The following is a 19,634-nucleotide window of genomic DNA, read 5'->3' as shown; positions in this document are numbered from 1 at the left end:
GCGGCAATCCTAAGACGCCGCCGCTTCCTGCTCTGCCGGGATGTCCCACGGGCGGCGCCTGATCCGCACCGGCACCTCATCGCCCCTGGTCTCGGCGGCGAACACGGCGGCCCGCGCGCGGCGCCACCACACCAGGGTCCGCCAGGCGCCCAGCAGCAGGACAGTGGTCACCGCGAGGAACGCCATCCGGAACGCCGACGGGCCCGCCGAGGCGGTGTCGCCGCCGAGGAGCAGGCCGACGCCGAGGGCGGACACCGTGATCGCGGTGAAGCCGCCGACGTTGACGACGCCGCTGGCGGTGCCGACCCGGTGCAGGGGGTTGTAGTCGCGGGCCAGGGCGAACGCCACACCGGACAGCGGGCCGCCCACCGCGAAGATCGCGAACGCCACCGCGACCACCGGCGCGGGCACGACCCCGCCCGGCCAGCCGAGCAGCACCGCCCACACCAGCACCGCCACCGCCAGGAACCCGCCCACCATCGGCATCCGGCTCTGCGGCCACCGGCCCATCAGCTGCCCGATCAGCGGTGCCGTCACCATCGACACCAGCACCAGCAGGCTCAGCACCGACCCGGCGGCCGCAGGCGAGAGGCCCTGCCCCTGCACCAGGTACGGGTAGCCCCACAGCAGGCTCAGCACGCCGGGGGAGAACATCGTCGCGAAGTGCACCCAGAAGCCCAGCCGGGTCCCCGGCACCCGCCACGCCAACCGGACCTGACCGACCACATCGGCCAGTGCGGTCGCCGGGCTCGGCTCGTGCTCGCCGCCGGGGGTGTCGCGCACCCGCAGCAGCACGACCAGCGAGTACGCCGCCGTCGCCGCGCCCGCGATCACGAAGGTCGCCGTCCAGCCCGCGTTGGCCAGCAGGAACGTCAGCGGCACGGTCGCCAGCAGGTTCCCCAGCTGCCCGAGCGCCGCGGTCACGGAGGCGAGCAGGGCGTACTTGCGCGGCGGGTAGTGCGCGGCGACGACCCGCAGGACGCTCACGAAGCTCATCGCGTCGCTGATGCCGAGCACGCCGCGCGCGACCAGGGCCAGCGAGTAGCTGGAGGCGACGGCGAACAGCACCTGCCCCAGGCCCATGCCCAACGCGGCCGCGGTGAGCACCCTGCGCGGGCCGAAGCGGTCGACCAGCAGTCCGGTCGGCACCTGCATGGCCGCGTACAACCCGATCTGCAGCACGGTGAACGTGCCGAGTTGGGCCGCGGTGATCCCGAAGCGGTCGGCGGCCTGCAGCCCGGCGACCCCGAGCGAGGTGCGGTGGAACATCGCCAGCAGGTACACCGCCGCGGCGGCGGCCCAGATCGCCAGTGCCCTGCGCCCGGTGGTTGGCAACGGCCCGCTCCTCTCGTCGTCCGCTGCGGCAGTCGCGACGCGATTGTTAGCCTAGCTAAACGTGTGGTCCCGCACACCCGTCCGAACGGGGAGTTCGGTCACACACCCGGCTCGCCGCACCCCCGGGGTCAACCCACTAGGCTTGCGGTTGTGCAGCGTTGGCGCGGTCTTGCGGACCTACCCGGGGGCTGGGGTCGCTGTGTGGCGACCATCGGCGTGTTCGACGGAGTCCACCGAGGACACCAGGAACTGATCTCCCGGGCCGTGGCCCTGGCCGCCGAGCGGGACCTGCCCAGCGTCGTGCTCACCTTCGACCCGCACCCCTCCGAGGTGGTCCGCCCCGGCAGCCACCCCGCCCAGCTGACCACCCTGCGCCGCAAGGCGGAACTGGTCGAGGAACTGGGCGTGGACGTGTTCTGCGTGCTGCCGTTCACCCAGGAGCTGTCCAAGGTGGCCCCGGACGAGTTCGTCCACGAGATCCTGGTCGAGCGCCTGCACGCGGCCGCGGTCGTGGTGGGGGAGAACTTCACCTTCGGCAACCGCGCCGCGGGCACCGTCGAGCTGCTCACCACCCTCGGCCAGCGCTTCGGCTTCACCACCGAGGGCGCGGAACTGGTGACCGCCGGGGAACTCGCCTTCTCCTCCACCTACATCCGCTCCTGCATCGACGCGGGCGACGTGCGGGCCGCGGCCACCGCCCTCGGCCGGGAGCACCGGCTGGAGGGCATCGTGGTGCGCGGCGACGGCCGCGGGCACGAGCTCGGCTTCCCCACCGCGAACCTGTCCACCCCGCGTTTCGCCGCCGTGCCGGCCGACGGGGTGTACGCGGCCAGGTTCACCCTGCTCAACGGGCACAACAGGCCGCCGCTGGTGGCCGCGGTGTCGGTGGGCACCAACCCGACCTTCTCCGGCCGCGAGCGCCGGGTCGAGGCTTTCGTGCTCGACGTCGACGAGGACTTCTACGGCCAGCGGGTGGCCATCGACTTCGTCGACCGGCTGCGCGCGATGGAGCGTTTCCCCAGCTCAGCCGCTCTGGTCGAGCAGATGCACCGCGACGTGGCGCTGACCAGGGAGCTGCTCGCTTAGCGCCTGCGGTGGTTATCCCACGAAACGAACTGGTGGGCCGGCAAGATACTCCCGAGGTCAGGGGGGACCGGTCGGGCACTAGGGGAGAGGCGCGGGTGGAGGACCACAAGATCGTCCAACGCAACATCGCGTTGCAGCGGGAGTGGTACGGCGAACCCCTCGGGGACCGGGTGCGCAGGCTCGTGGTGGCCTTCGACGTCTCCCAGGCCAACCTGGCCGATGTCCTCGGCATCAGCGCCCCGATGCTCAGCCAGGTGATGAGCGGGCGCCGGGCCAAGATCGGCAACCCTGCGGTGCTGGCCAGGCTGATCATGCTCGAGCGCAAGATCCTCACCCCCGAGGTCGCCTCCGGCCGCCGCGAGGCCCTGCAGCGCGCCCTCGACGACGTCCGCGCCTCCAAACCGGCCGTGACCAGGGATAACCTGCCCGTCGACGTCGGCCGCAGCGCCATCCTCGCACTGCGCAGGCTGGCCACCGCCGACGACCTCACCGAGGCCGCCGGGCTGCTCGACGACCGCTTCCCCGACCTGGCCGACCTGTTGCGGCGCGCCGGAAAGCGCGCGTGAGGCGCTCCGACCACCACCCGGTGCGGCTGTTCTCCGCCTTCGCGCTGCCCGACCAGGTCGCCGACCACCTCGCCGCGCACCTGCCCGCCCCGCCGCCGGGCGTGCGCCCCACGCCGCGGCGGCTGTGGCACGTCACCACCGCCTACTACGGCGAGAGCGACCCCGAGTGGCGCCTGGCCCGGCTGACCGACCGGGTGGCGGGACTGCCCGCGCCGCGGCTGCGGATGAGCGGGTCGGGCACCTTCGCCGGGGTGTGCCTGCTGAAAATCGCTACCCCCGATCCGGTGGACTTGCGTACCCTGGCGGAGGCGGCTGAGCACCAGCTCGGCGGCCACCCCGACTACACGCCGCACGTCACCGTCGCCCGGTGGTCCGCCGAGACCGCCGGAGGCCTGGACCTGGCGGCTGAGCTGCGGGGATACCAGGGACCGGAGTGGGTTCCCAGCGAGCTGGTGCTCTACGCCAGCCACCGCGGGGACTACACCCCACTGGGCCGCGTGCCCCTGCTCACCACGAGCGCTCCGATAGCGGGGTGCTAACCTTGGTGTTTGGGTACGGCTGCGGTCCGTGGCGGCCGATACCGACTTCCCCCTCACGGCACAGGCACCACCGAGGAGTTGACGAGTGGCTCTGTCCACCGAGCAGAAGAAGACGATCCTTGCCGAGTACGGCGTGCACGACTCGGACACCGGATCCCCCGAGGCCCAGATCGCGCTGCTGACCAAGCGCATCAAGGACCTCACCGAGCACCTCAAGCAGCACAAGCACGACCACCACTCGCGGCGCGGACTGCTGCTGCTGGTCGGTCGTCGCAGGCGGCTGCTGAACTACCTGACCAAGGTGGACATCGAGCGCTACCGGTCGCTGATCCAGCGGCTCGGCCTGCGCCGATAGCTCGAACCCCGGGGGGAGTGGCCGCCAAGCCGCTCCCCCCGGGCACATAACCAGCAAACCACCCCGCGCGGGCCGGACACCGGTACCCCGCGGGCGAACCACACAGGCAGCACGACGCGCGTCACGGGACCAGTTCGCCGGTCCTCGGTAGTGGTTCCCGCTGAGCCGAGAGGGCTCCGGGGACTTCGATCGAAGACCGGCCTCGTCATGAACCGCGACCCCGTGCCCGGGCAGCGCGCTGGCCTGACGACGAGGAGTCTTCCCTACATGACCGACATCGCTGTGCACGAGACCACGGCCGTCATCGACAACGGTTCCTACGGCACGCGCACCGTCCGCTTCGAGACCGGCCGCCTCGCCCGCCAAGCGGCGGGCAGCGTCGTGGCCTACCTCGACGAGGAGACCATGCTGCTCTCGGCGACCACCGCCTCCAAGCAGCCGAAGGACCAGTTCGACTTCTTCCCGCTGACGGTGGACGTCGAGGAGCGCATGTACGCCGTGGGTCGCATCCCCGGCGCGTTCTTCCGCCGCGAGGGTCGCCCGTCCACCGACGCGATCCTCACCTGCAGGCTCATCGACCGGCCGCTGCGCCCGTCCTTCGTGGACGGCCTGCGCAACGAGATCCAGGTCGTCATCACCGTGCAGAGCCTCAACCCGCAGGACCTCTACGACGTGGTGGCCATCAACGCCGCCTCCGCCTCCACCCAGCTCGCGGGCCTGCCGTTCTCCGGTCCGATCGGCGGCGTGCGGGTCGCGCTCATCGGCGGCCAGTGGGTCGCCTTCCCGACCCACGAGCAGCTCAAGACCGCCGTGTTCGACATGGTCGTCGCCGGTCGCGTCGTCGGTGATGATGTCGCGATCATGATGGTCGAGGCCGAGGCCACCGAGAACGTGATCGAACTGGTCGCCGACGGCGCGCAGGCCCCGACCGAGGAGGTCGTCGCCGCGGGTCTGGAGGCCGCCAAGCCGTTCATCAAGGTCCTGTGCGAGGCGCAGGCCCAGCTCGCCGCGGTCGCCGCCAAGGAGACCCGCCCGTACCCGACGTTCCCGGCCTACCAGCCCGACGCCTTCGCCGCGGTCGAGTCCGCCGTGAGCGACGAGCTCGCCGCCGCGCTGACCATCGGCGACAAGCAGGAGCGCGAGTCCCGCATCGACGAGGTCAAGGCCCTGGTGCTGGAGAAGGTCGGCGCGGTCGAGGGCGGTGCCTTCGACGGCCGCGAGAAGGAGATCGGCGCCGCGTTCCGGTCGCTGAACAAGAAGCTGGTGCGCCAGCGGATCCTGCGCGACAAGGTCCGCATCGACGGCCGCGGCCTCACCGACATCCGCGGTCTTGGCGCCGAGGTCGCGCTGATCCCGCGGGCGCACGGCTCGGCGCTGTTCGAGCGCGGCGAGACCCAGATCCTGGGTGTCACCACGCTGAACATGCTGCGCCTCGAGCAGCAGATCGACTCGCTCTCGCCCGAGACGCACAAGCGCTACATGCACCACTACAACTTCCCGCCGTTCTCCACCGGTGAGACCGGCCGCGTCGGTTCGCCGAAGCGGCGCGAGATCGGCCACGGCGCGCTCGCCGAGCGCGCGCTGGCGCCGGTGCTGCCCAAGCGCGACGAGTTCCCCTACGCCATCCGCCAGGTGTCGGAGGCGTTGAGCTCGAACGGTTCCACCTCGATGGGCTCGGTCTGCGCGTCCACCATGTCGCTGCTCAACGCCGGTGTGCCGCTCAAGGCGCCGGTGTCGGGCATCGCGATGGGTCTGGTGTCCGATGAGGTCGACGGCAAGACCGAGTACGTCGCGCTGACCGACATCCTCGGCGCCGAGGACGCCTTCGGCGACATGGACTTCAAGGTCGCGGGCACCAAGGACTTCGTGACCGCGCTGCAGCTGGACACCAAGCTCGACGGCATCCCGTCCGACGTGCTGGCGCAGGCGCTCGGCCAGGCCCGCGACGCGCGCCACACCATCCTGGAGGTCATGGCCGAGGCCATCGACGGCCCGGACGAGATGAGCCCCTACTCGCCGCGGGTGACCTCGGTGAAGATCCCGGTCGACAAGATCGGCGAGGTCATCGGCCCGAAGGGCAAGATGATCAACTCGATCACCGAGCAGACCGGTGCGGACATCTCCATCGAGGACGACGGCACCATCTACGTCGGTGCCGCGGACGGCCCGTCCGCCGAGGCCGCGATCGGCCTGATCAACGCGATCGCCAACCCGCAGCTGCCCAAGGTCGGCGAGCGGTTCTTGGGCACGGTCGTCAAGACAGCCGCCTTCGGCGCGTTCGTCTCGCTGCTGCCGGGCAAGGACGGCTTGGTGCACATCTCCAAGCTGGGCAACGGCAAGCGGGTCAACAAGGTCGAGGACGTGGTCAAGGTCGGCGACAAGCTCCGGGTGGAGATCGCCGACATCGACCAGCGCGGCAAGATCAGCCTGGTGCTGGTCAGCGAGGAGGACAGCGCGGGCGGCTCGGACAACGGTGCCGCCGCGCCCGCCGAGGCCGAGGTGGCTCCCGCCCAGTGAGTCCCAGTTCCCCGGTGACGGCCGCGGGCGCCCACGGCGCCCGCGGCCGTTCCGCACCCCGCCCCGCCACCCCGGCCACCGCGACCCGGCGCGTACCGGGTCACCTGCAGAAGCCCGGCAGCACCGTGCTGCTCGAGCGCGACGGCGACACCGAGGTCCGGCGCACGCTGCTGCCCGGCGGCCTGCGGGTGATCACCGAGCGGGTGCCAGGCGTCCGCTCCGCCTCGGTCGGCATCTGGGTCCAGGTCGGTTCCCGCGACGAGCCGAGCTCGGTCGCCGGTGCCGCGCACTACCTCGAACACCTGCTGTTCAAGGGGACCGCGCGCCGCACGGCCGCCGGGATCGCCGAGGAGATCGACGCCGTCGGCGGTGAGCTCAACGCGTTCACCGCCAAGGAGCACACCTGCTACTACGCGCACGTGCTCGACGAGGACCTGCCGCTGGCCATCGACCTGGTGTCCGATGTGGTCTTCGACGCCGTGTGCGCGGAGTCCGACGTGGAGACCGAGCGCGGGGTGGTGCTCGAGGAGATCGCCATGCGCGACGACGACCCCGAGGACCTGCTGCACGACGCGTTCTGCACCGCGCTGATGGCCGACCACCCGCTGGGCCGCCCGGTCCTCGGCAGCGAGCAGTCGATCACCGCGATGACCCGCACCGCCCTCAACGGGTTCTACCGCCGCCGCTACACCATGCCGCGGATGGTCCTGGCCGTGGCGGGCAACGTGAACCACCGCACAGTGCTCACCCTGGTGCGCAAGGCTTTGCGCGACCGGCTCACCGGCGACCGCTTGCCCCTCGCGCCGCGCACCGGGCGGGCCAGGCTCGGCTCCGCGCCCCGCCTGGTGCTGCACACCGACGACACCGAGCAGGCGCACATGATGCTCGGCGTGCGCGCGCTCGACCGGCACGACGACCGCCGGTTCACCTTGAGCGTCCTCAACGCCGCGCTCGGCGGGGGCATGAGCTCCCGCTTGTTCCAAGAGGTCCGGGAGAAGCGCGGGCTCGCGTACCAGGTGTACTCGTCGGTGGCCGCGTACGCCGACACCGGTCACCTGTCCATCTACACCGGGTGCCAACCGGATCGGCTCGGCGAGGTCGCGGGCGTGATCCGCGAGGTGCTGCGCGAGGTCGCCAAGGACGGGTTCTCCGACGCGGAAGTGGCCCGCGCCAAGGGGAGCCTGCGCGGCGGGCTCGTGCTCGGCCTGGAGGACACCAGCTCCCGGATGTCGCGCATCGGCAAGGGTGAGCTCGCCTACGGCGACTACCTCACCGTCGAGCAGACCCTGGACCGCTACGCCGGGGTCACCGCCGAGGACGTCGCGGCGCTCGCGCGGGACCTGCTGGCCCGGCCCCTCGCCGCGGCCGTGGTCGGCCCCTACGCTCACACCGACGACGTTCCGGTCCAACTGCACGAGGTGAGCACGTGACGAGCTCCGTTCCCCCCACCCGCTCGGCCGACAACCCGATCCGGGTCGGTGTCCTCGGTGCCCGCGGCCGGATGGGCGCCGAGGTGTGCGCCGCGGTGGAGGCGGCCGACGACATGGAGGTCGTCGCCATGGTCGACTCCGGCGACTGGACCTTCGACCTGGCCGACGCCGGGGCCGAGGTGGTCGTCGACTTCACCCACCCCGACGTGGTCATGGAGAACCTGCGGTTCTGCGTCGACCACGACATCAGCGCGGTCGTGGGCACCTCCGGGTTCGACGCGGCCAAGCTCGACACGGTGCGGCAGTGGCTGGAGCCCAAGCCGGAGCTCGGGGTGCTCGTCGCGCCGAACTTCGCCCTGGGCGCGGTGCTGTCGATGCGCTTCGCCCAGCTCGCGGCGAAGTACTACGACACCGTGGAGATCATCGAACTGCACCACAACCGCAAGGCCGACGCCCCGTCCGGCACCGGGGCGCACACCGCCGGGCTGATCGCCCAGGCCCGTGCGGCCGCCGGGCTCGGCGCGGTCCCGGACGCGACGACGTCCGAGGTGGACGGTGCCCGCGGCGCCTCGGTCGAGGGGGTGCGGGTGCACTCGGTGCGGCTCGGCGGCCTGGTGGCGCACCAGGAGGTGCTCTTCGGCGGCGAGGGCGAGACGCTGACCATCCGGCACGACTCGTTGGACCGCAAGTCCTTCATGCCCGGTGTGCTGCACGGGGTGCGGGCCATCCTCGGCCACTCCGGTCTGGTCGTCGGCCTGGAAAACCTGCTGGACCTGTGATGTCCGCGCGTTCGGTGTCGCTGCTGCTGACCGCCGTGCTGGTCGTCTACTTCGTCCTGCTCGGCGGTCGCGCGGTGGCCCTGTTCCGCGACGGCTCCCCGGTGGCGCTGGGCCTCGGGGTCGGCGTGGTCCTGTTGCCGCTGGTCGGCGCCTGGGTCGTGTGGTCCACCCTCCGCTTCGGCGTCCGCACCCAGGAGTTGGGGCGGCGACTGGCCGAGGAAGAGGGGCTGCCGGACACCTCGGAGCTACCTCGCACGCCGTCGGGTCGGGTCGACCGGGCGGCGGCGGACGAGTTCTTCGAGCAGTTCCGCGCCGAGACCGAAGCCGCGCCAGAAGACTGGCGCTCTTGGTACCGCCTGGCCGTCGCCTATGACGTCGCCGGTGACCGCGGCCGAGCCCGCGACTCCATGCGCAAGGCCTTGGAGCTCGCCGACTAGGTGCTGTCCGGGCGCTCGATGCGCGTCTCCTCCGACACCGGCAGCCCGGCTTCGCGGATGCGGCGGACCCAGGCCGCGAGCTCGGGCGAATAGGCGATCGTGCGCAGTCGCAGCGACTCGTCGCCCGAGTGCAGCAGGGCTTTGGCCTCGAACGGCTCGGAATCGCCGAGGTTCCGGGTGTAGCGGACGTCCATGTGCGTGCACGCGGTGAACGACCGGGTCCCCGTGGTGCCGTTGTGGCGGCGGAACTCGACGTGTGTCGGTTCCAGCGGTGGTGCCAGCCGTGCCCACACCACCTCCTGCGAGTACTTCATGAGCCGCCAGCGCAGGTACAACGCCAGCCCCGCCACGAGCGCCACGAACCCGGCGACCAGGCCCGCCCAGAGACCGCTCCCGAACCCCGCCACCAACCCCACGAGCGCCGCGACGGCGAGTAGGCCGACCGCGACCGCCACGTACCGCGCCGCCACCCAGTCGGGCCGGGGCCACGTCCACTCCCACTCCACGGCCCCAGGTTAGGGCCGTGCCGGTGGCTGGAGTGGACCGATTTGTCGGACCCCCGGGTTAGCCTGGCCCGCATGACGACCTACGTCCTGCTGCCCGGTGCGGCGTCCGACTCGCGGCACTGGAAGTTGGTGGTGCCGTTGCTGCGCGGGCACGGGCACGACGTGATCACGCCGGACCTGCCGTGCGCGGACGACTCGGCGGGGTTCGACGAGTACGCCGACGTCGTGGTGGACGCGGTGCGCGGGTACTCGGACCTGGTGCTGGTGGCCCAGTCGATGGCCGGGTTCACCGCGCCGATCGTGGCTACCCGGGTGCCGGTGCGGCGGATCGTGCTGCTCAACGCCATGGTGCCGCTGGCGGGGGAGACCGGCGACCAGTGGTGGCGCACCTCCGGGTCCTCGGCGGCCATGCGGGCCAACGACGTGCGGGAGGGCCGGGACCCGGACCGCGAGTTCGACCCGGTGGAGGTCTTCCTGCACGACATCCCCGAGTCGCTGCGGGACGAGTCGCTGGAGCAGTCCGGCACGCCGTTCGAGAAGCCGTGGTCGCTCGACGGGTGGCCGGACGTGCCGACGAGCGCGGTCGCGAGCGCGGGGGACCGGTTGTTCCCGATCGAGTTCCAGCGGGAGCTGCTGCGGACGCGGTTGGGCATCGAACCGGTGGAGATCGCGGGCGGGCACCTGGCCGCCCTGGCCAACCCCGAGGGCCTCGTGCGCGCGTTGGTGGACATCGGGTCGTGATGCCCAGTTCCGCACGACTATAGGAGTTCCTTTGCAGCAGCCCGCCATAGAGACCAGGCCCGAGCAGCCGTACGTCTCCCTCCGCACCCAGGCGAGCCTGGCCGAGTGGGGCAGGGTCAACGCGCTCATCGGCGAGGTCTACGGCTGGATCACCGAGCGTGACATCGCACCCGCGGGTGCCCTGTTCTACCGCTACCACTCGGTCGCCGAGGACGTGATCGACGTCGAGGTCGGCGTGCCGGTGCCCACCGCGGTCGAGGGTGACGGGCGAGTGGTCGCGGGAAGCAAACCCGCTGGTCGGTATGCGGTGCTGATGCACGAGGGGCACCCGGACCGGATCCGCGAGACCTTCGCCGCGCTCGACGCGTGGGCCGAGGAGACCGGCGTCGACTTCGACGTCACCGACGGTGTCTGGGCGGGCCGGTTCGAGTCCTACCTCAGCGACCCCGCGGTGACCCCCGACCCGGCCGACTGGCGCACCGAGGTCGCATACCGCGTACGCGACTGATCCGCTCGGACTACCATGTCGCGGTCGTCACCGATCGGAGAACGCGGATCGTGAGCACATTCGAAGTCGAGGACTCCACCGGGGTCTGCCGTTGCCCGGCCTACTCCGACATCCCCGGCCGACGGGAACTGCACGACGTCGGCGCGCCAGGGTGCGCCTACGAGGCGGAGGAGTCCGAGCAGGACTAGCGCCGGTGGGGGCCGGGGTGTCCCGGCCCCCACCGGTCGTCCTGCGCCTCGGCGTTCGTCGGTGACCGGGGGCATGATGGGGCCATGTGCCGAAGCATCAAGACCCTCCGCGCCCCCTTCGTCGACGACGTGGCCGACGACGATGTCCGGGCGGCCGCGCTGCAGTACGTGCGCAAGATCTCCGGTTTCCGGGCCCCCGCGCCGCACAACGCCGAGGCGTTCGAAGCGGCGGTGGACGCGGTGACCGCGGCGACCCAGGAACTGCTGGACCGGCTCGTGGTGCGCGGCGCCAAGCAGTAGCCGCCTAGAGGAACCAGCCCGCGAACAGGGCGGGCGAGGCGGCTAACGCGCTGAAGCGGATGAACCGCCCGAGCAGCCCGACACCGATGAACGCCGACAGCCGCATCCGCACCAGGCCCGCGAGCACGACCATGGCCATGAACGGCGGCATGCCGACGACGGAGCTGACGCTGTAGGTGCCGTACAGCCAGCCCGGGTGGCGTTCGCAGCGCTCCCGGATCTCGGCGACCCAGTCGCGCAGCCGCTTGGTGCGCACCTCCCAGCGCGCCCGGCGCGGCGTCATCGGCCGCTCCCGGTCGTGGTGGCGGTGCAGGAACGCCGGTAAGCGGATCCAACCGCGGGCGGCGAAGTAGAACAGCAGCTTGCCCAGCACCTGCGCCACGGCGACCACCGCGCCCAGCGCCAGCCAGTGCACCTGCGGCTCCTGCGCGGCCAGACCGAGGACGAACAGCTCGACGCTGACGAGGGGCACCAGCGCGGAGCTGAAAGCGACACCGAAGGTCACGCAGAGCCAACCCAGCACGAGGCACCCCCCTCCATCATCAACAAAACCCGCACCGACGGTACCTGAGAACCCGACCAGGCCTGCTCAAGTTGTCCACACCACCCCCTGCCCGCACCCGTCCCGCTACCGCGATGACCGCCCCGGTGGGGAATCGCGGCGCAGAGTGGCCGAGCGGTTACTGTCGGGGGTTGGTGGGTGCGTTGCGGGGCAACGGTGTTCGGTGCGAGCCGCGGTGATCACGGCGGTGGCCGCTTGCCGCACACCGCGCGATGCCCGCAGCGGTGGTTGTTGCGGCCATGCGATCACGGCCGCGGCCGGTTGCGCGCCGCGCAGCGCGAAGGTGATCGCCTAGTGGCCGCACGCGGCACGAGTCGTTGCTTGTCGTGATCGGGCGGTCACTGTTGTGGCTGGTGGCTTGCCTTGCGGTGCAAGGGGGTTCGCCGGAGGAGGCCGGTGGCTATCAGGGCGGCGAGGGCGGTGGCGAGCGCGGTGACCGCCAGGGTGCGGCGGGCGGGGGGTGTGGTCGCGAGTTCGATCCGGGCGGCCGAGGCCTCGGCCCGGTCGTAGAGGGTTCTGGCCTGGGTCACCGCGATCAGGCGCTGCAGGCGGTCTGGGACCTGGTCGTCGATCACCCGGTGCAGCAGGTGCCAGGGGACGATCCGTTCGCCGGAGCGGTACTCCGCCCACAGCGCGGCCCAGTTGCCGAAGCGGGCACACAGTTCGCCCTCGGTCAGCGCCGCGGTGTGCGCGCCGAGGAAGTCGGCGAGGTCGTTGATCTCGGGTGTCGCGCCGTGGTGGCGCACCGGTTCGGTCATCGTTCGGTTCCCCGCTGGTGTCGCGCGGACCGGTCGGGTCCGCTCCGAGACCGCGGCCGACAAGGGGTTTCCTCGGTCGGCGGCGGCGTGGGTCCGGCCGGAGCCGTCGCGGACCAGTATGCGGGCCCTCAGACCAGGTCGAGCGCGAGCGGCCCGGTCAGCCGGACCTCGCGCAGCGGCATGCCGCCCGCGTCGAGCGTGCGCACCACCCCGTCGGGCACCCACCCGGCGCGCTTGAAGAACCCGACCAGCGACTGGCTGCGTTCGGGCACCCAGCAGATCCCCCGAGTCATCCCCGCCGCCGCGGCCGCCGCGCACGCGGTCGCCAGCAGCCGTCCCGCGTGCCCGCGCCGACCCCACCTCGGCTCGACCAGCAGCGTTCCCACCAGCGCGACCGTCTCCGCGTCCGGCACCGGTACGTCGTTGGCCCCCGCCGACTCCGACTCCGGTGACGGCCCGGCGACGCAGAAACCGACCAGCCAACGCGCCTCGGTCGCCACGTGCACCGTCGCGGGCCCCTGCTCGACCACCCGCGCCAACTCCGCCGCGGCGGCCTCGACGTCCAGCGCGGCCAGCACATCGGGGGGAAGCAGGGTCGCGAACCCGGTTTGCCAGGTGCTCACCTGCACCCGGGCCAACTCGGCGACGTCATCGGGACCCGCGGCACGCACGGCGGCTTCGGCCATGGCGCTGAAGGTAGTGGATGGCCCGCGACTGTCGGTGCCGGGTGAGAGCATCGGGTGGTCCCACCCACCAGGAGCCACCCGTGATCCAGATGACCCCGTCGGCCGCCCGCCGCACCGCCCTCGCCGCGCAGGGCTTCGCCGACACCCGCCCCACCGGCGTGCCCACCCGCCGCCACCTGCAGCGCGCCCTCGACCGGGTCCAGCTCCTGCAACTGGACTCCGTCAACGTCGCCGTCCGCGCCCACTACATGCCGCTGTTCTCCCGCCTGGGCCCCTACCCCACGTCCCTGGTCGACGACGCCGCGTGGTCGCCCACCGCCCGCCGCCCGCGCCTGCTGGTCGAGTTCTGGGCGCACGAGGCGAGCCTGATCCCGGTCGAGGACTGGCCGCTGCTGCGTTGGCGGATGGACCAGTACGAGACCCGCTACGCCCGCCACGTGTCCCGCATCGCCGCCCAGTCCCCAGGCCTGGTCGACGACGTGCTGGCCACGGTGAAGGACCTGGGCCCGGTCGCCGCCGGAACCCTCGAAACCGCCCTCGGCGGCGCCGTCCCCCGGGCCAAGGGCGGCTGGTGGAACCGCTCCGACGTCAAGCACATCTGCGAATACCTGTTCGCCACCGGCCAACTGACCACCGCCACCCGCGTCGGCTTCCAACGCCTGTACGACCTCCCCGAGCGTGTCCTCCCCGCCGCGGTGATGGCCGCCCCACGCATACCGGACGACGAAGCCGCGCGGCAGTTGACCCTGCGCGCGGCGGTGGCGCACGGGGTCGGGACGGAGAAGGACCTGCGCGACTACTACCGGCTCGACCCGGCGCGGTCGCAGCGCGCGGTCGCGGAGTTGGTGGAAGAGGGCTTGCTGGAACCGGTGTCCGTACCGGGCTGGCGGCACGTGGGGTACCGGCACGTGTCCGCGCGGACGCCCCGGAAGGTGCAGGGGCGGGCGTTGTTGTGCCCGTTCGACCCGCTGATCTGGGAACGGGACCGCGCGGAGCGGCTGTTCGGGTTCAGGTACCGGATCGAGATCTATGTGCCTGAGGCGCAGCGGGTGTACGGGTATTACGTGTTCCCGTTCCTGTTGGACGGGGAATTGGTGGCGCGGGTTGATCTGAAGGCGGATCGCGCGGCGGGGGTGCTGCGGGTGCAGGGGGCGTATGGGGAGGACGGGTGTGATGTGGGGCGGGTGGTGTCGGAGTTGGGGGCGGAGTTGGGTGTGATGGCGCGGTGGTTGGGGTTGGCGGGGGTCGTGGTGGGGGAGCGGGGGGAATTGGCGGGGGCGCTGCGGAAGGTGGTGTGAGGGTTTGTCCACAATGGCGTGAGTTGTGCACAGGCTCCGGTTGCCGCGGCCGACTTGTCGGTGGTCCTCGATAGGCTGTGTATTCGGGGGATCTTGCGGCAGGTGATCTTGTGCGGCAAGGGATTCGGGGCTTTCGGCTTCGGGGACGCCTCGCCTGCGGCATCGGGGTCGGTCCACCACATCGAGCATCTGGCACCAGCGGCTTCCGGGAGCGGTGGTCTGGCTGGCGGGGCTGGCCCCGTGGTGGTGCGGTGTGCTCGATGGGGCGGACTTGTTTTGCGCGGGGCCCCTGCGCCAGCCGTGGCAGGACCGCAAAGCTGGGGCCGAAAAGCATGGCCCTGTCCGCGCACAACGCTACGACTGCCGCCACCCCACGCAAAACAAGTCCGCCCCATCGAGCATTCGGGTGGGCGGCTTCCGAGTGTCCAGTGGCTGGCAATGCTGTCGGAGTCGGGTGGCTGGGCTGGCACCGGCGGCTTCTGAACTGGGGCTGGGGGTGTCCACCTGGTGGGTGTGCTGGCGGGGGGTGAGGTCTGGGGGGTATCCCTGGGTGTGGTTAATCCGGTGGCGCTGGGGGCGGGTGGGCCGCACCCTGGCTGGATACGGATGAACGGGCGGAGGGGTTTTCGATGGAGAGAACCACTGTGGACAGCCGGGAACTCGTGCTTCCCGTGCCGCGCACGGAAGTGATCGGGGGGCGGGGGCCAGGGTGGCCGGTCGGGACGCCGTTGGAGGATGAGGAGTATGAGCCGACGATCGTGCGGGGGCGGGAATAGGCGAGTCCCCCCGGGCTGAGGGGCCAGGGGGGACTCGGGGCGGAGCGGGGCTAGCGGGTCGCGGGGGTGACCAGGGCTGAGCCCAGGCCGGTGCGGGCCTTGATCCGCAGGGCGGGGGGCTGTTCGGGGCGGGTGTCGGTCAGCGGGAGTTCGCTGCGGGCTTCCCCGGATCCGGAGGACACGTCGACCTCGGCGGGGGAGCCGGGGCGGATGCCGATGCGCAGGGCGCCGGAGCCGGTGGTCAGTTCGAGGGTGCCCTCCGCCGCGTCGGCGACGGTGATGTCGCCGGTGCCGCTGCGGACGGTGACGTCGCCGGTGACCGCGCCGAGCCAGACGTCGCCGCCGCCCGTGGTCACCGTGGTGGGGCCGCCGATGGCGGCCAGTTCCACCTCGCCGCTGCCGGTGCGGGCCTGGACGCCCGCGGGGGCCGGGCCGATCTTCACCGAGCCGGTGCCGCTGGTGGCCTGGACGGCGCCGGTGGACTCGGCCACGTCGACGCTGCCCGCGCCGGTGGTCACGTCGACCCGGTCGGCCAGGCCGGTGACCCTGATGGACGCCGCGCCGCTGCGGGCCGACACCGTGGAGCCGACGGGGCCGCGCACGGTCACCGCGATCGGGATCCCGCGCAGCTGCGGCTCCTTCGGCGAGCGCACCACCAGGCGGCCGCCGACGAGTTCGACCCGGGTGCGGCGCACCGCCTCCGCGGCGGCGTCCTGCGGTGGGGCCTCGCCGAACTGGGTGCTGAACCACGACACCAGGTTGGTGATGCCGTCCGCCCAGGGGTTGGCGTCCTCGGGGGCGTGCCTGACCTCGACGTCGATGCCCTCCTCGTCGGTCAGCCGGACGTCGATGCGGCCCGACCCGGTCGCGACCGTGATCTCCACCGGGTCGGTGCCGGTGGTGAACTGCTCCATGCGCGTCTCGCTCATCCCCCGTACCACCCCTGCACTCGCGAGGCGCCCTTGTCCGGGTCCGCCGCTCGGTGACCACCCCCGTGCTTGCGGTGCCCGCTGAGCGCACCCTGCAGCGCCTGCTGCACATAGGTGTTGAGCGACACCCCCTGCGAGGACGCCGCCCGCTCCGCCTTCGCCTTGAGCTCGTCGAACAGGCGCAGCGTCATCCGGCTCATGTCGCCGCCGAACTCCGACTTGCCCTCCTCCGCGCGCGGTGGCGGGTCGGCCTGCGCCTGGGTCGTCTTGGTGACCACCACGCGCACGTCGCGGCCGTCGAGGCGCACCTCGACCACGTGGTCGGGCAGGTGCGCGGTCACCTCCGCCGCCAGGTCCGACAGCGCGGTCATGATCGCCAGTCGGGCGGAGGGCTCCAGGGCCGCGGCCAGCACCGCCGCCGCCCGCCGGGTGGACTCGTCGCCCGCGGACGCCGTGGTGCTCAGGTCGTCGCGCAGGGTGGTGAGGTAGCTGCTCAGATCCATGACACCACCATGACGTCATTCGCGACATCAGTCAACCCGGACCGTGGTGTCATCTGATGTCACGCGCCGCTACTCCGGATGCCGGACTACTGTGGCGCCGAGCAGATCGCGCGGAAGTAGAGGACGTGGACGTGACCGAGACGGTGTCGCCGAAGGTGCAGCTCATCGCCAAGACCGAGTTCTTCGCGCCGTCGGACGTGCCGTGGTCCACCGACGCCGACGGTGGCGAGGCGCTGGCCGAGTTCGCGGGCCGCGCGTGCTACCAGTCGTGGCGCAAGCCGAACCCGGCCACGGCGACCAACGCGGGCTACATCCGGCACATCATCGAGGTCGGCCACCTGTCGGTGCTCGAGCACGGCAGCGTCTCCTTCTACATCACCGGCATCTCCCGGTCGCTGACCCACGAGCTGATCCGGCACCGGCACTTCTCCTACTCGCAGCTCTCGCAGCGCTACGTCCCGGAGAAGGCCGCGGCCATGGTCGAGCCGGACGTCATCGCGGGCGACCCGGACCTGCACGCCAAGTTCCTCGCCGCCGCCCAGGCCGCGCAGGACGCCTACAACGAGCTGCTCGCGGGCCTTGAGCAGAAGTTCGCCGACGTGCCCAGCGCGACCCTGCGCAAGAAGCAGGCCCGCCAGGCCGCCCGCGCGATCCTGCCCAACGCCACCGAGACCCGCATCGTGGTCACCGGCAACTACCGCGCGTGGCGGCACTTCATCGCCATGCGCGCCACCGAGCACGCCGACGTCGAGATCCGCGCGCTGGCCGTCGAGTGCCTGCGCCAGCTGCAGAAGGCCGCGGGCAACGCGTTCGCCGACTTCACCATCTCGGCGTTGCCCGACGGCACCGAGGTGGCCTCCAGCCCGCTCGTCGCCGAGGGCTGAGCCGTGCGCCGCCTCGTCATCGACGTGGTCGCGGGCGACTACGCGATAACCCGGTTCGAGCCGGGCACCGCCGTGGCCCCCGAGCTGTTCACCTCGGCCGGGCTGGTCTCGGTCACCAGCACCCCCGACGAGCTGTCCGTGGTCGCCACCGTGAGCGCGACCCCGGCGGGTGGCCGCTCGGAGGCGGGGTGGCGGCTGCTGACCGTGCGCGGGCCGCTGGAGTTCACCCTCACCGGCATCATGGCCTCGATCGCCGGGTCGCTGGCCGCGGCCGGGGTCCCGCTGTTCGCGGTGTCCACCTTCGACACCGACCACGTGCTGGTGCACGATTCCGACCTGGACCGCGCGGTGGCCGCACTGCGCGAAGCCGGTCACGACGTGCACACGAGTTAGCCGGTTCGTCCTCGCCCCCGGGGGTGGCGCATTAGGATTCCCGCGGCCAGAGGAGGTTTGCCGGTGTCGCAAGATCAGGGACCCACCGTCGCGCACGGACCCCGGGTGGTGGCGGGTCGTTACGCGATCCTCAACGAGCTCGGCCGCGGCGGCATGGGCGTGGTGTGGCTCGCCGAGGACCGGATGATCGGTCGGCACGTGGCGATCAAGGAACTGCACCTGCCGGACGGGGTGCCCGGCAACGAGCGCGCGGTGTTCGAGGAGCGGGTGCTGCGCGAGGCCCGCACCGCGGGTCGGCTCAACGACCCGGCCGTGGTGACGGTGTTCGACGTCGTCCAGGAGGCCGGGGCGACCTACATCGTGATGGAGCTGATCCAGGCCCCGACGCTGTCGGACATCGTCCGCGAGCGCGGTCCGCTGCCCGCCGCGCAGGTCGCCAAGCTGGCCGAGCAGCTGCTCTCCGCGCTGGAAGCCGCCCACCAGGCCGGGATCGTGCACCGCGACGTGAAGCCGAGCAACATCATGCTCGCCGCGAACGGCCGGGCGAAGCTCACCGACTTCGGCATCGCGCAGTCGCTCGACGACCCGAGGCTGACCAGCAGCGGCATGCTCATCGGCTCGCCGACCTACATGGCGCCCGAGCGGATCCGCGGCGAGGAGGCCGGTGCGAGCTCGGACCTCTGGGCGCTGGGCGCGGTGCTGTTCTACGCCATCGAGGGCTACAACCCGTTCGAGCGGCCCACCACCGCGGCCACCATGCACGCGATCCTCGCCGAGGTGCCGCACCTGACCAGGGCGCAGGGCGCGCTGGCCTCGGTGATCAGCGGCCTGATGATCGGCACGCCCGCCGCGCGGCTCACCTCGGCCCAGGTGCACGGCCTGCTCACCTACGTCCCGACCGGCCCGGCCACGGGCCCCACGGCGGTGACCGCGGGCGCGGTGCACTACCCGACCCCCAACTCGACGGCGCCCGCCCCGCTGCCGCCCGGTCGGCCGAAGTCCAAGGTGCTGGCGATCGCTGCGGTGCTCGTGCTGCTGCTCGGCGCGGTCGGCGGGTACTTCCTCAACTCCGCGCTCAACGCCCCCGCCGAGCAGGAGCAGCCCCGCCAGATCGCGAAGTACACCTACGGCGGCGACGCGGGCGACCTGCCGGAGTTCTCCATCTCCGACGGGTACTGCGCGACCAGCGTCCTGCAGAAGGGCACCGCGTTCAGCTCGAACGACGACTGCGCCGAGGTGTTCCAGGTCCAGGTGTTCGGCACCCTCGAGCCGTCGAGCTCGTCGGCGCCGTGGGGCTACCGCAAGTCCGAACTGGACGCGCTGGGCGAGTCCTACTGCGGTTGGCTGTTCAGCACGGAGCGGGTGAAGGAAGACAACAAGAAGGACCTCACCTACGCCGTCATCCTGCCTTCGCAGGACAGCTGGGACGCCAAAGATTCCTCCTCCGGGCGGGACCACACGATGCACTGCGTCCTGTTGCGGGCCAACGGCGCGAAGATCACCGGCAGCCAGGTCGAGTCGCCGAACTGAGGCGTTACCTGCCGGTAGGGTGGGTGGC

Annotated in this window: 23 protein-coding genes; 16 read left to right on the top strand and 7 right to left on the bottom strand. The window is 71.8% G+C overall.

What is annotated here, in order from left to right:
- Positions 1 to 9: 9 nt before the first annotated feature.
- On the bottom strand, positions 10 to 1,335 hold the full coding sequence (locus JOD54_RS30255) for an MFS transporter (protein ID WP_204455350.1): 1,326 nt from the start codon (positions 1,333 to 1,335) through the stop codon (positions 10 to 12).
- A gap of 150 nt (positions 1,336 to 1,485) precedes the next feature.
- Here JOD54_RS30255 and JOD54_RS30250 point away from each other — a divergent pair, with 150 nt between their 5' ends.
- The 8 genes from JOD54_RS30250 (at position 1,486) to JOD54_RS30215 (ending at position 9,044) form a co-directional block, all read left to right on the top strand.
- Positions 1,486 to 2,421, top strand: a complete 936-nt coding sequence (locus JOD54_RS30250; protein ID WP_204455349.1) for a bifunctional riboflavin kinase/FAD synthetase — start codon at positions 1,486 to 1,488, stop codon at positions 2,419 to 2,421.
- A 95-nt stretch (positions 2,422 to 2,516) separates the two neighbouring features.
- A complete protein-coding gene (locus tag JOD54_RS30245) occupies positions 2,517 to 2,987 on the top strand; it encodes an XRE family transcriptional regulator (protein ID WP_204455348.1) in 471 nt (156 codons plus the stop codon).
- Positions 2,984 to 3,526, top strand: coding sequence for a 2'-5' RNA ligase family protein (locus tag JOD54_RS30240; protein WP_204455347.1), 543 nt, complete (start codon positions 2,984 to 2,986; stop codon positions 3,524 to 3,526). Before JOD54_RS30245 ends, JOD54_RS30240 begins: the two co-directional genes overlap by 4 nt.
- A gap of 85 nt (positions 3,527 to 3,611) precedes the next feature.
- The gene (gene rpsO / locus JOD54_RS30235; RefSeq protein WP_204455346.1) at positions 3,612 to 3,881 is read left to right on the top strand and encodes a 30S ribosomal protein S15; all 270 of its coding nucleotides are present in this window, start codon (positions 3,612 to 3,614) and stop codon (positions 3,879 to 3,881) included.
- Positions 3,882 to 4,148: 267 nt separating this feature from the next.
- Positions 4,149 to 6,398 (top strand): polyribonucleotide nucleotidyltransferase, encoded by a 2,250-nt coding sequence (locus JOD54_RS30230; RefSeq protein WP_204455345.1) that lies wholly within the window; start codon positions 4,149 to 4,151, stop codon positions 6,396 to 6,398.
- Between the two features lie 104 nt (positions 6,399 to 6,502).
- A complete protein-coding gene (locus JOD54_RS30225; protein ID WP_204456846.1) occupies positions 6,503 to 7,828 on the top strand; it encodes a M16 family metallopeptidase in 1,326 nt (441 codons plus the stop codon).
- Positions 7,825 to 8,607, top strand: coding sequence for a 4-hydroxy-tetrahydrodipicolinate reductase (gene dapB / locus JOD54_RS30220; RefSeq protein WP_307860407.1), 783 nt, complete (start codon positions 7,825 to 7,827; stop codon positions 8,605 to 8,607). The genes JOD54_RS30225 and dapB overlap by 4 nt, the downstream gene beginning before the upstream one ends.
- Positions 8,607 to 9,044 carry a tetratricopeptide repeat protein gene (locus tag JOD54_RS30215; protein WP_204455344.1) on the top strand — a complete coding sequence of 146 codons (438 nt, stop codon included), beginning with the start codon at positions 8,607 to 8,609 and terminating at the stop codon, positions 9,042 to 9,044. The genes dapB and JOD54_RS30215 overlap by 1 nt, the downstream gene beginning before the upstream one ends.
- Here JOD54_RS30215 and JOD54_RS30210 read toward each other — a convergent pair.
- On the bottom strand, positions 9,041 to 9,550 hold the full coding sequence (locus JOD54_RS30210) for a PP2C family serine/threonine-protein phosphatase (RefSeq protein ID WP_204455343.1): 510 nt from the start codon (positions 9,548 to 9,550) through the stop codon (positions 9,041 to 9,043). The two genes, JOD54_RS30215 and JOD54_RS30210, sit on opposite strands and share 4 nt — an antisense overlap.
- A gap of 72 nt (positions 9,551 to 9,622) precedes the next feature.
- On the opposite strand from JOD54_RS30210, the gene JOD54_RS30205 reads away from it, so the two are divergent.
- The 4 genes from JOD54_RS30205 (at position 9,623) to JOD54_RS30190 (ending at position 11,287) form a co-directional block, all read left to right on the top strand.
- Positions 9,623 to 10,291 (top strand): alpha/beta fold hydrolase, encoded by a 669-nt coding sequence (locus JOD54_RS30205; RefSeq protein WP_204455342.1) that lies wholly within the window; start codon positions 9,623 to 9,625, stop codon positions 10,289 to 10,291.
- A 31-nt stretch (positions 10,292 to 10,322) separates the two neighbouring features.
- Positions 10,323 to 10,799 (top strand): GyrI-like domain-containing protein, encoded by a 477-nt coding sequence (locus tag JOD54_RS30200; protein ID WP_204455341.1) that lies wholly within the window; start codon positions 10,323 to 10,325, stop codon positions 10,797 to 10,799.
- Positions 10,800 to 10,849: 50 nt separating this feature from the next.
- Positions 10,850 to 10,987, top strand: a complete 138-nt coding sequence (locus JOD54_RS30195; RefSeq protein ID WP_204455340.1) for a hypothetical protein — start codon at positions 10,850 to 10,852, stop codon at positions 10,985 to 10,987.
- A gap of 84 nt (positions 10,988 to 11,071) precedes the next feature.
- On the top strand, positions 11,072 to 11,287 hold the full coding sequence (locus tag JOD54_RS30190; RefSeq protein WP_204455339.1) for a DUF2277 family protein: 216 nt from the start codon (positions 11,072 to 11,074) through the stop codon (positions 11,285 to 11,287).
- A 4-nt stretch (positions 11,288 to 11,291) separates the two neighbouring features.
- Here the strand turns inward: JOD54_RS30190 and JOD54_RS30185 are convergent, their stop codons facing one another.
- From JOD54_RS30185 to JOD54_RS30175, 3 genes are all read right to left on the bottom strand, one after another.
- Positions 11,292 to 11,810: a YqaA family protein gene (locus tag JOD54_RS30185; protein ID WP_204455338.1), complete on the bottom strand. Its 519-nt coding sequence runs from the start codon at positions 11,808 to 11,810 to the stop codon at positions 11,292 to 11,294.
- Positions 11,811 to 12,187: 377 nt separating this feature from the next.
- Complete coding sequence (locus JOD54_RS30180; protein WP_204455337.1) at positions 12,188 to 12,607, bottom strand: hypothetical protein; 420 nt, start codon at positions 12,605 to 12,607, stop codon at positions 12,188 to 12,190.
- Positions 12,608 to 12,735: 128 nt separating this feature from the next.
- On the bottom strand, positions 12,736 to 13,293 hold the full coding sequence (locus JOD54_RS30175) for a GNAT family N-acetyltransferase (protein WP_204455336.1): 558 nt from the start codon (positions 13,291 to 13,293) through the stop codon (positions 12,736 to 12,738).
- Positions 13,294 to 13,382: 89 nt separating this feature from the next.
- Here JOD54_RS30175 and JOD54_RS30170 point away from each other — a divergent pair, with 89 nt between their 5' ends.
- On the top strand, positions 13,383 to 14,591 hold the full coding sequence (locus JOD54_RS30170; protein ID WP_204456842.1) for a winged helix-turn-helix domain-containing protein: 1,209 nt from the start codon (positions 13,383 to 13,385) through the stop codon (positions 14,589 to 14,591).
- An 826-nt stretch (positions 14,592 to 15,417) separates the two neighbouring features.
- On the opposite strand, the gene JOD54_RS30165 is transcribed toward JOD54_RS30170, so the two are convergent.
- Together JOD54_RS30165 and JOD54_RS30160 are read right to left on the bottom strand one after the other, a co-directional pair.
- A complete protein-coding gene (locus JOD54_RS30165) occupies positions 15,418 to 16,296 on the bottom strand; it encodes a DUF4097 family beta strand repeat-containing protein (protein ID WP_204455335.1) in 879 nt (292 codons plus the stop codon).
- Positions 16,293 to 16,799 carry a toxin-antitoxin system HicB family antitoxin gene (locus JOD54_RS30160; protein WP_204455334.1) on the bottom strand — a complete coding sequence of 169 codons (507 nt, stop codon included), beginning with the start codon at positions 16,797 to 16,799 and terminating at the stop codon, positions 16,293 to 16,295. The genes JOD54_RS30165 and JOD54_RS30160 overlap by 4 nt, the downstream gene beginning before the upstream one ends.
- A gap of 131 nt (positions 16,800 to 16,930) precedes the next feature.
- On the opposite strand from JOD54_RS30160, the gene thyX reads away from it, so the two are divergent.
- The 3 genes from thyX (at position 16,931) to JOD54_RS30145 (ending at position 19,606) form a co-directional block, all read left to right on the top strand.
- Entirely contained in the window at positions 16,931 to 17,683 is a 753-nt protein-coding gene (thyX, locus tag JOD54_RS30155; protein WP_204455333.1) for an FAD-dependent thymidylate synthase, read from the top strand.
- Between the two features lie 3 nt (positions 17,684 to 17,686).
- Positions 17,687 to 18,076, top strand: a complete 390-nt coding sequence (locus tag JOD54_RS30150; RefSeq protein ID WP_204455332.1) for an ACT domain-containing protein — start codon at positions 17,687 to 17,689, stop codon at positions 18,074 to 18,076.
- A 63-nt stretch (positions 18,077 to 18,139) separates the two neighbouring features.
- Entirely contained in the window at positions 18,140 to 19,606 is a 1,467-nt protein-coding gene (locus JOD54_RS30145) for a serine/threonine-protein kinase (protein ID WP_307860406.1), read from the top strand.
- Positions 19,607 to 19,634 lie beyond the last annotated feature (28 nt).

The organism is Actinokineospora baliensis, from assembly GCF_016907695.1.
GTDB lineage: Bacteria > Actinomycetota > Actinomycetes > Mycobacteriales > Pseudonocardiaceae > Actinokineospora > Actinokineospora baliensis.
This window is presented reverse-complemented; position numbering and strand designations above follow the sequence as displayed.

What these genes read in the sequence shown, in the direction of transcription:
- JOD54_RS30180 (WP_204455337.1), bottom strand. Translation starts at nt 12,607, where the DNA reads ATGACCGAACCGGTGCGCCACCACGGCGCGACACCCGAGATCAACGAC.
- JOD54_RS30230 (WP_204455345.1), top strand. Translation starts at nt 4,149, where the DNA reads ATGACCGACATCGCTGTGCACGAGACCACGGCCGTCATCGACAACGGT.
- JOD54_RS30215 (WP_204455344.1), top strand. Translation starts at nt 8,607, where the DNA reads ATGTCCGCGCGTTCGGTGTCGCTGCTGCTGACCGCCGTGCTGGTCGTC.
- JOD54_RS30170 (WP_204456842.1), top strand. Translation starts at nt 13,383, where the DNA reads ATGACCCCGTCGGCCGCCCGCCGCACCGCCCTCGCCGCGCAGGGCTTC.
- JOD54_RS30175 (WP_204455336.1), bottom strand. Translation starts at nt 13,293, where the DNA reads ATGGCCGAAGCCGCCGTGCGTGCCGCGGGTCCCGATGACGTCGCCGAG.
- JOD54_RS30160 (WP_204455334.1), bottom strand. Translation starts at nt 16,799, where the DNA reads ATGGATCTGAGCAGCTACCTCACCACCCTGCGCGACGACCTGAGCACC.
- JOD54_RS30165 (WP_204455335.1), bottom strand. Translation starts at nt 16,296, where the DNA reads ATGAGCGAGACGCGCATGGAGCAGTTCACCACCGGCACCGACCCGGTG.
- JOD54_RS30190 (WP_204455339.1), top strand. Translation starts at nt 11,072, where the DNA reads ATGTGCCGAAGCATCAAGACCCTCCGCGCCCCCTTCGTCGACGACGTG.
- JOD54_RS30205 (WP_204455342.1), top strand. Translation starts at nt 9,623, where the DNA reads ATGACGACCTACGTCCTGCTGCCCGGTGCGGCGTCCGACTCGCGGCAC.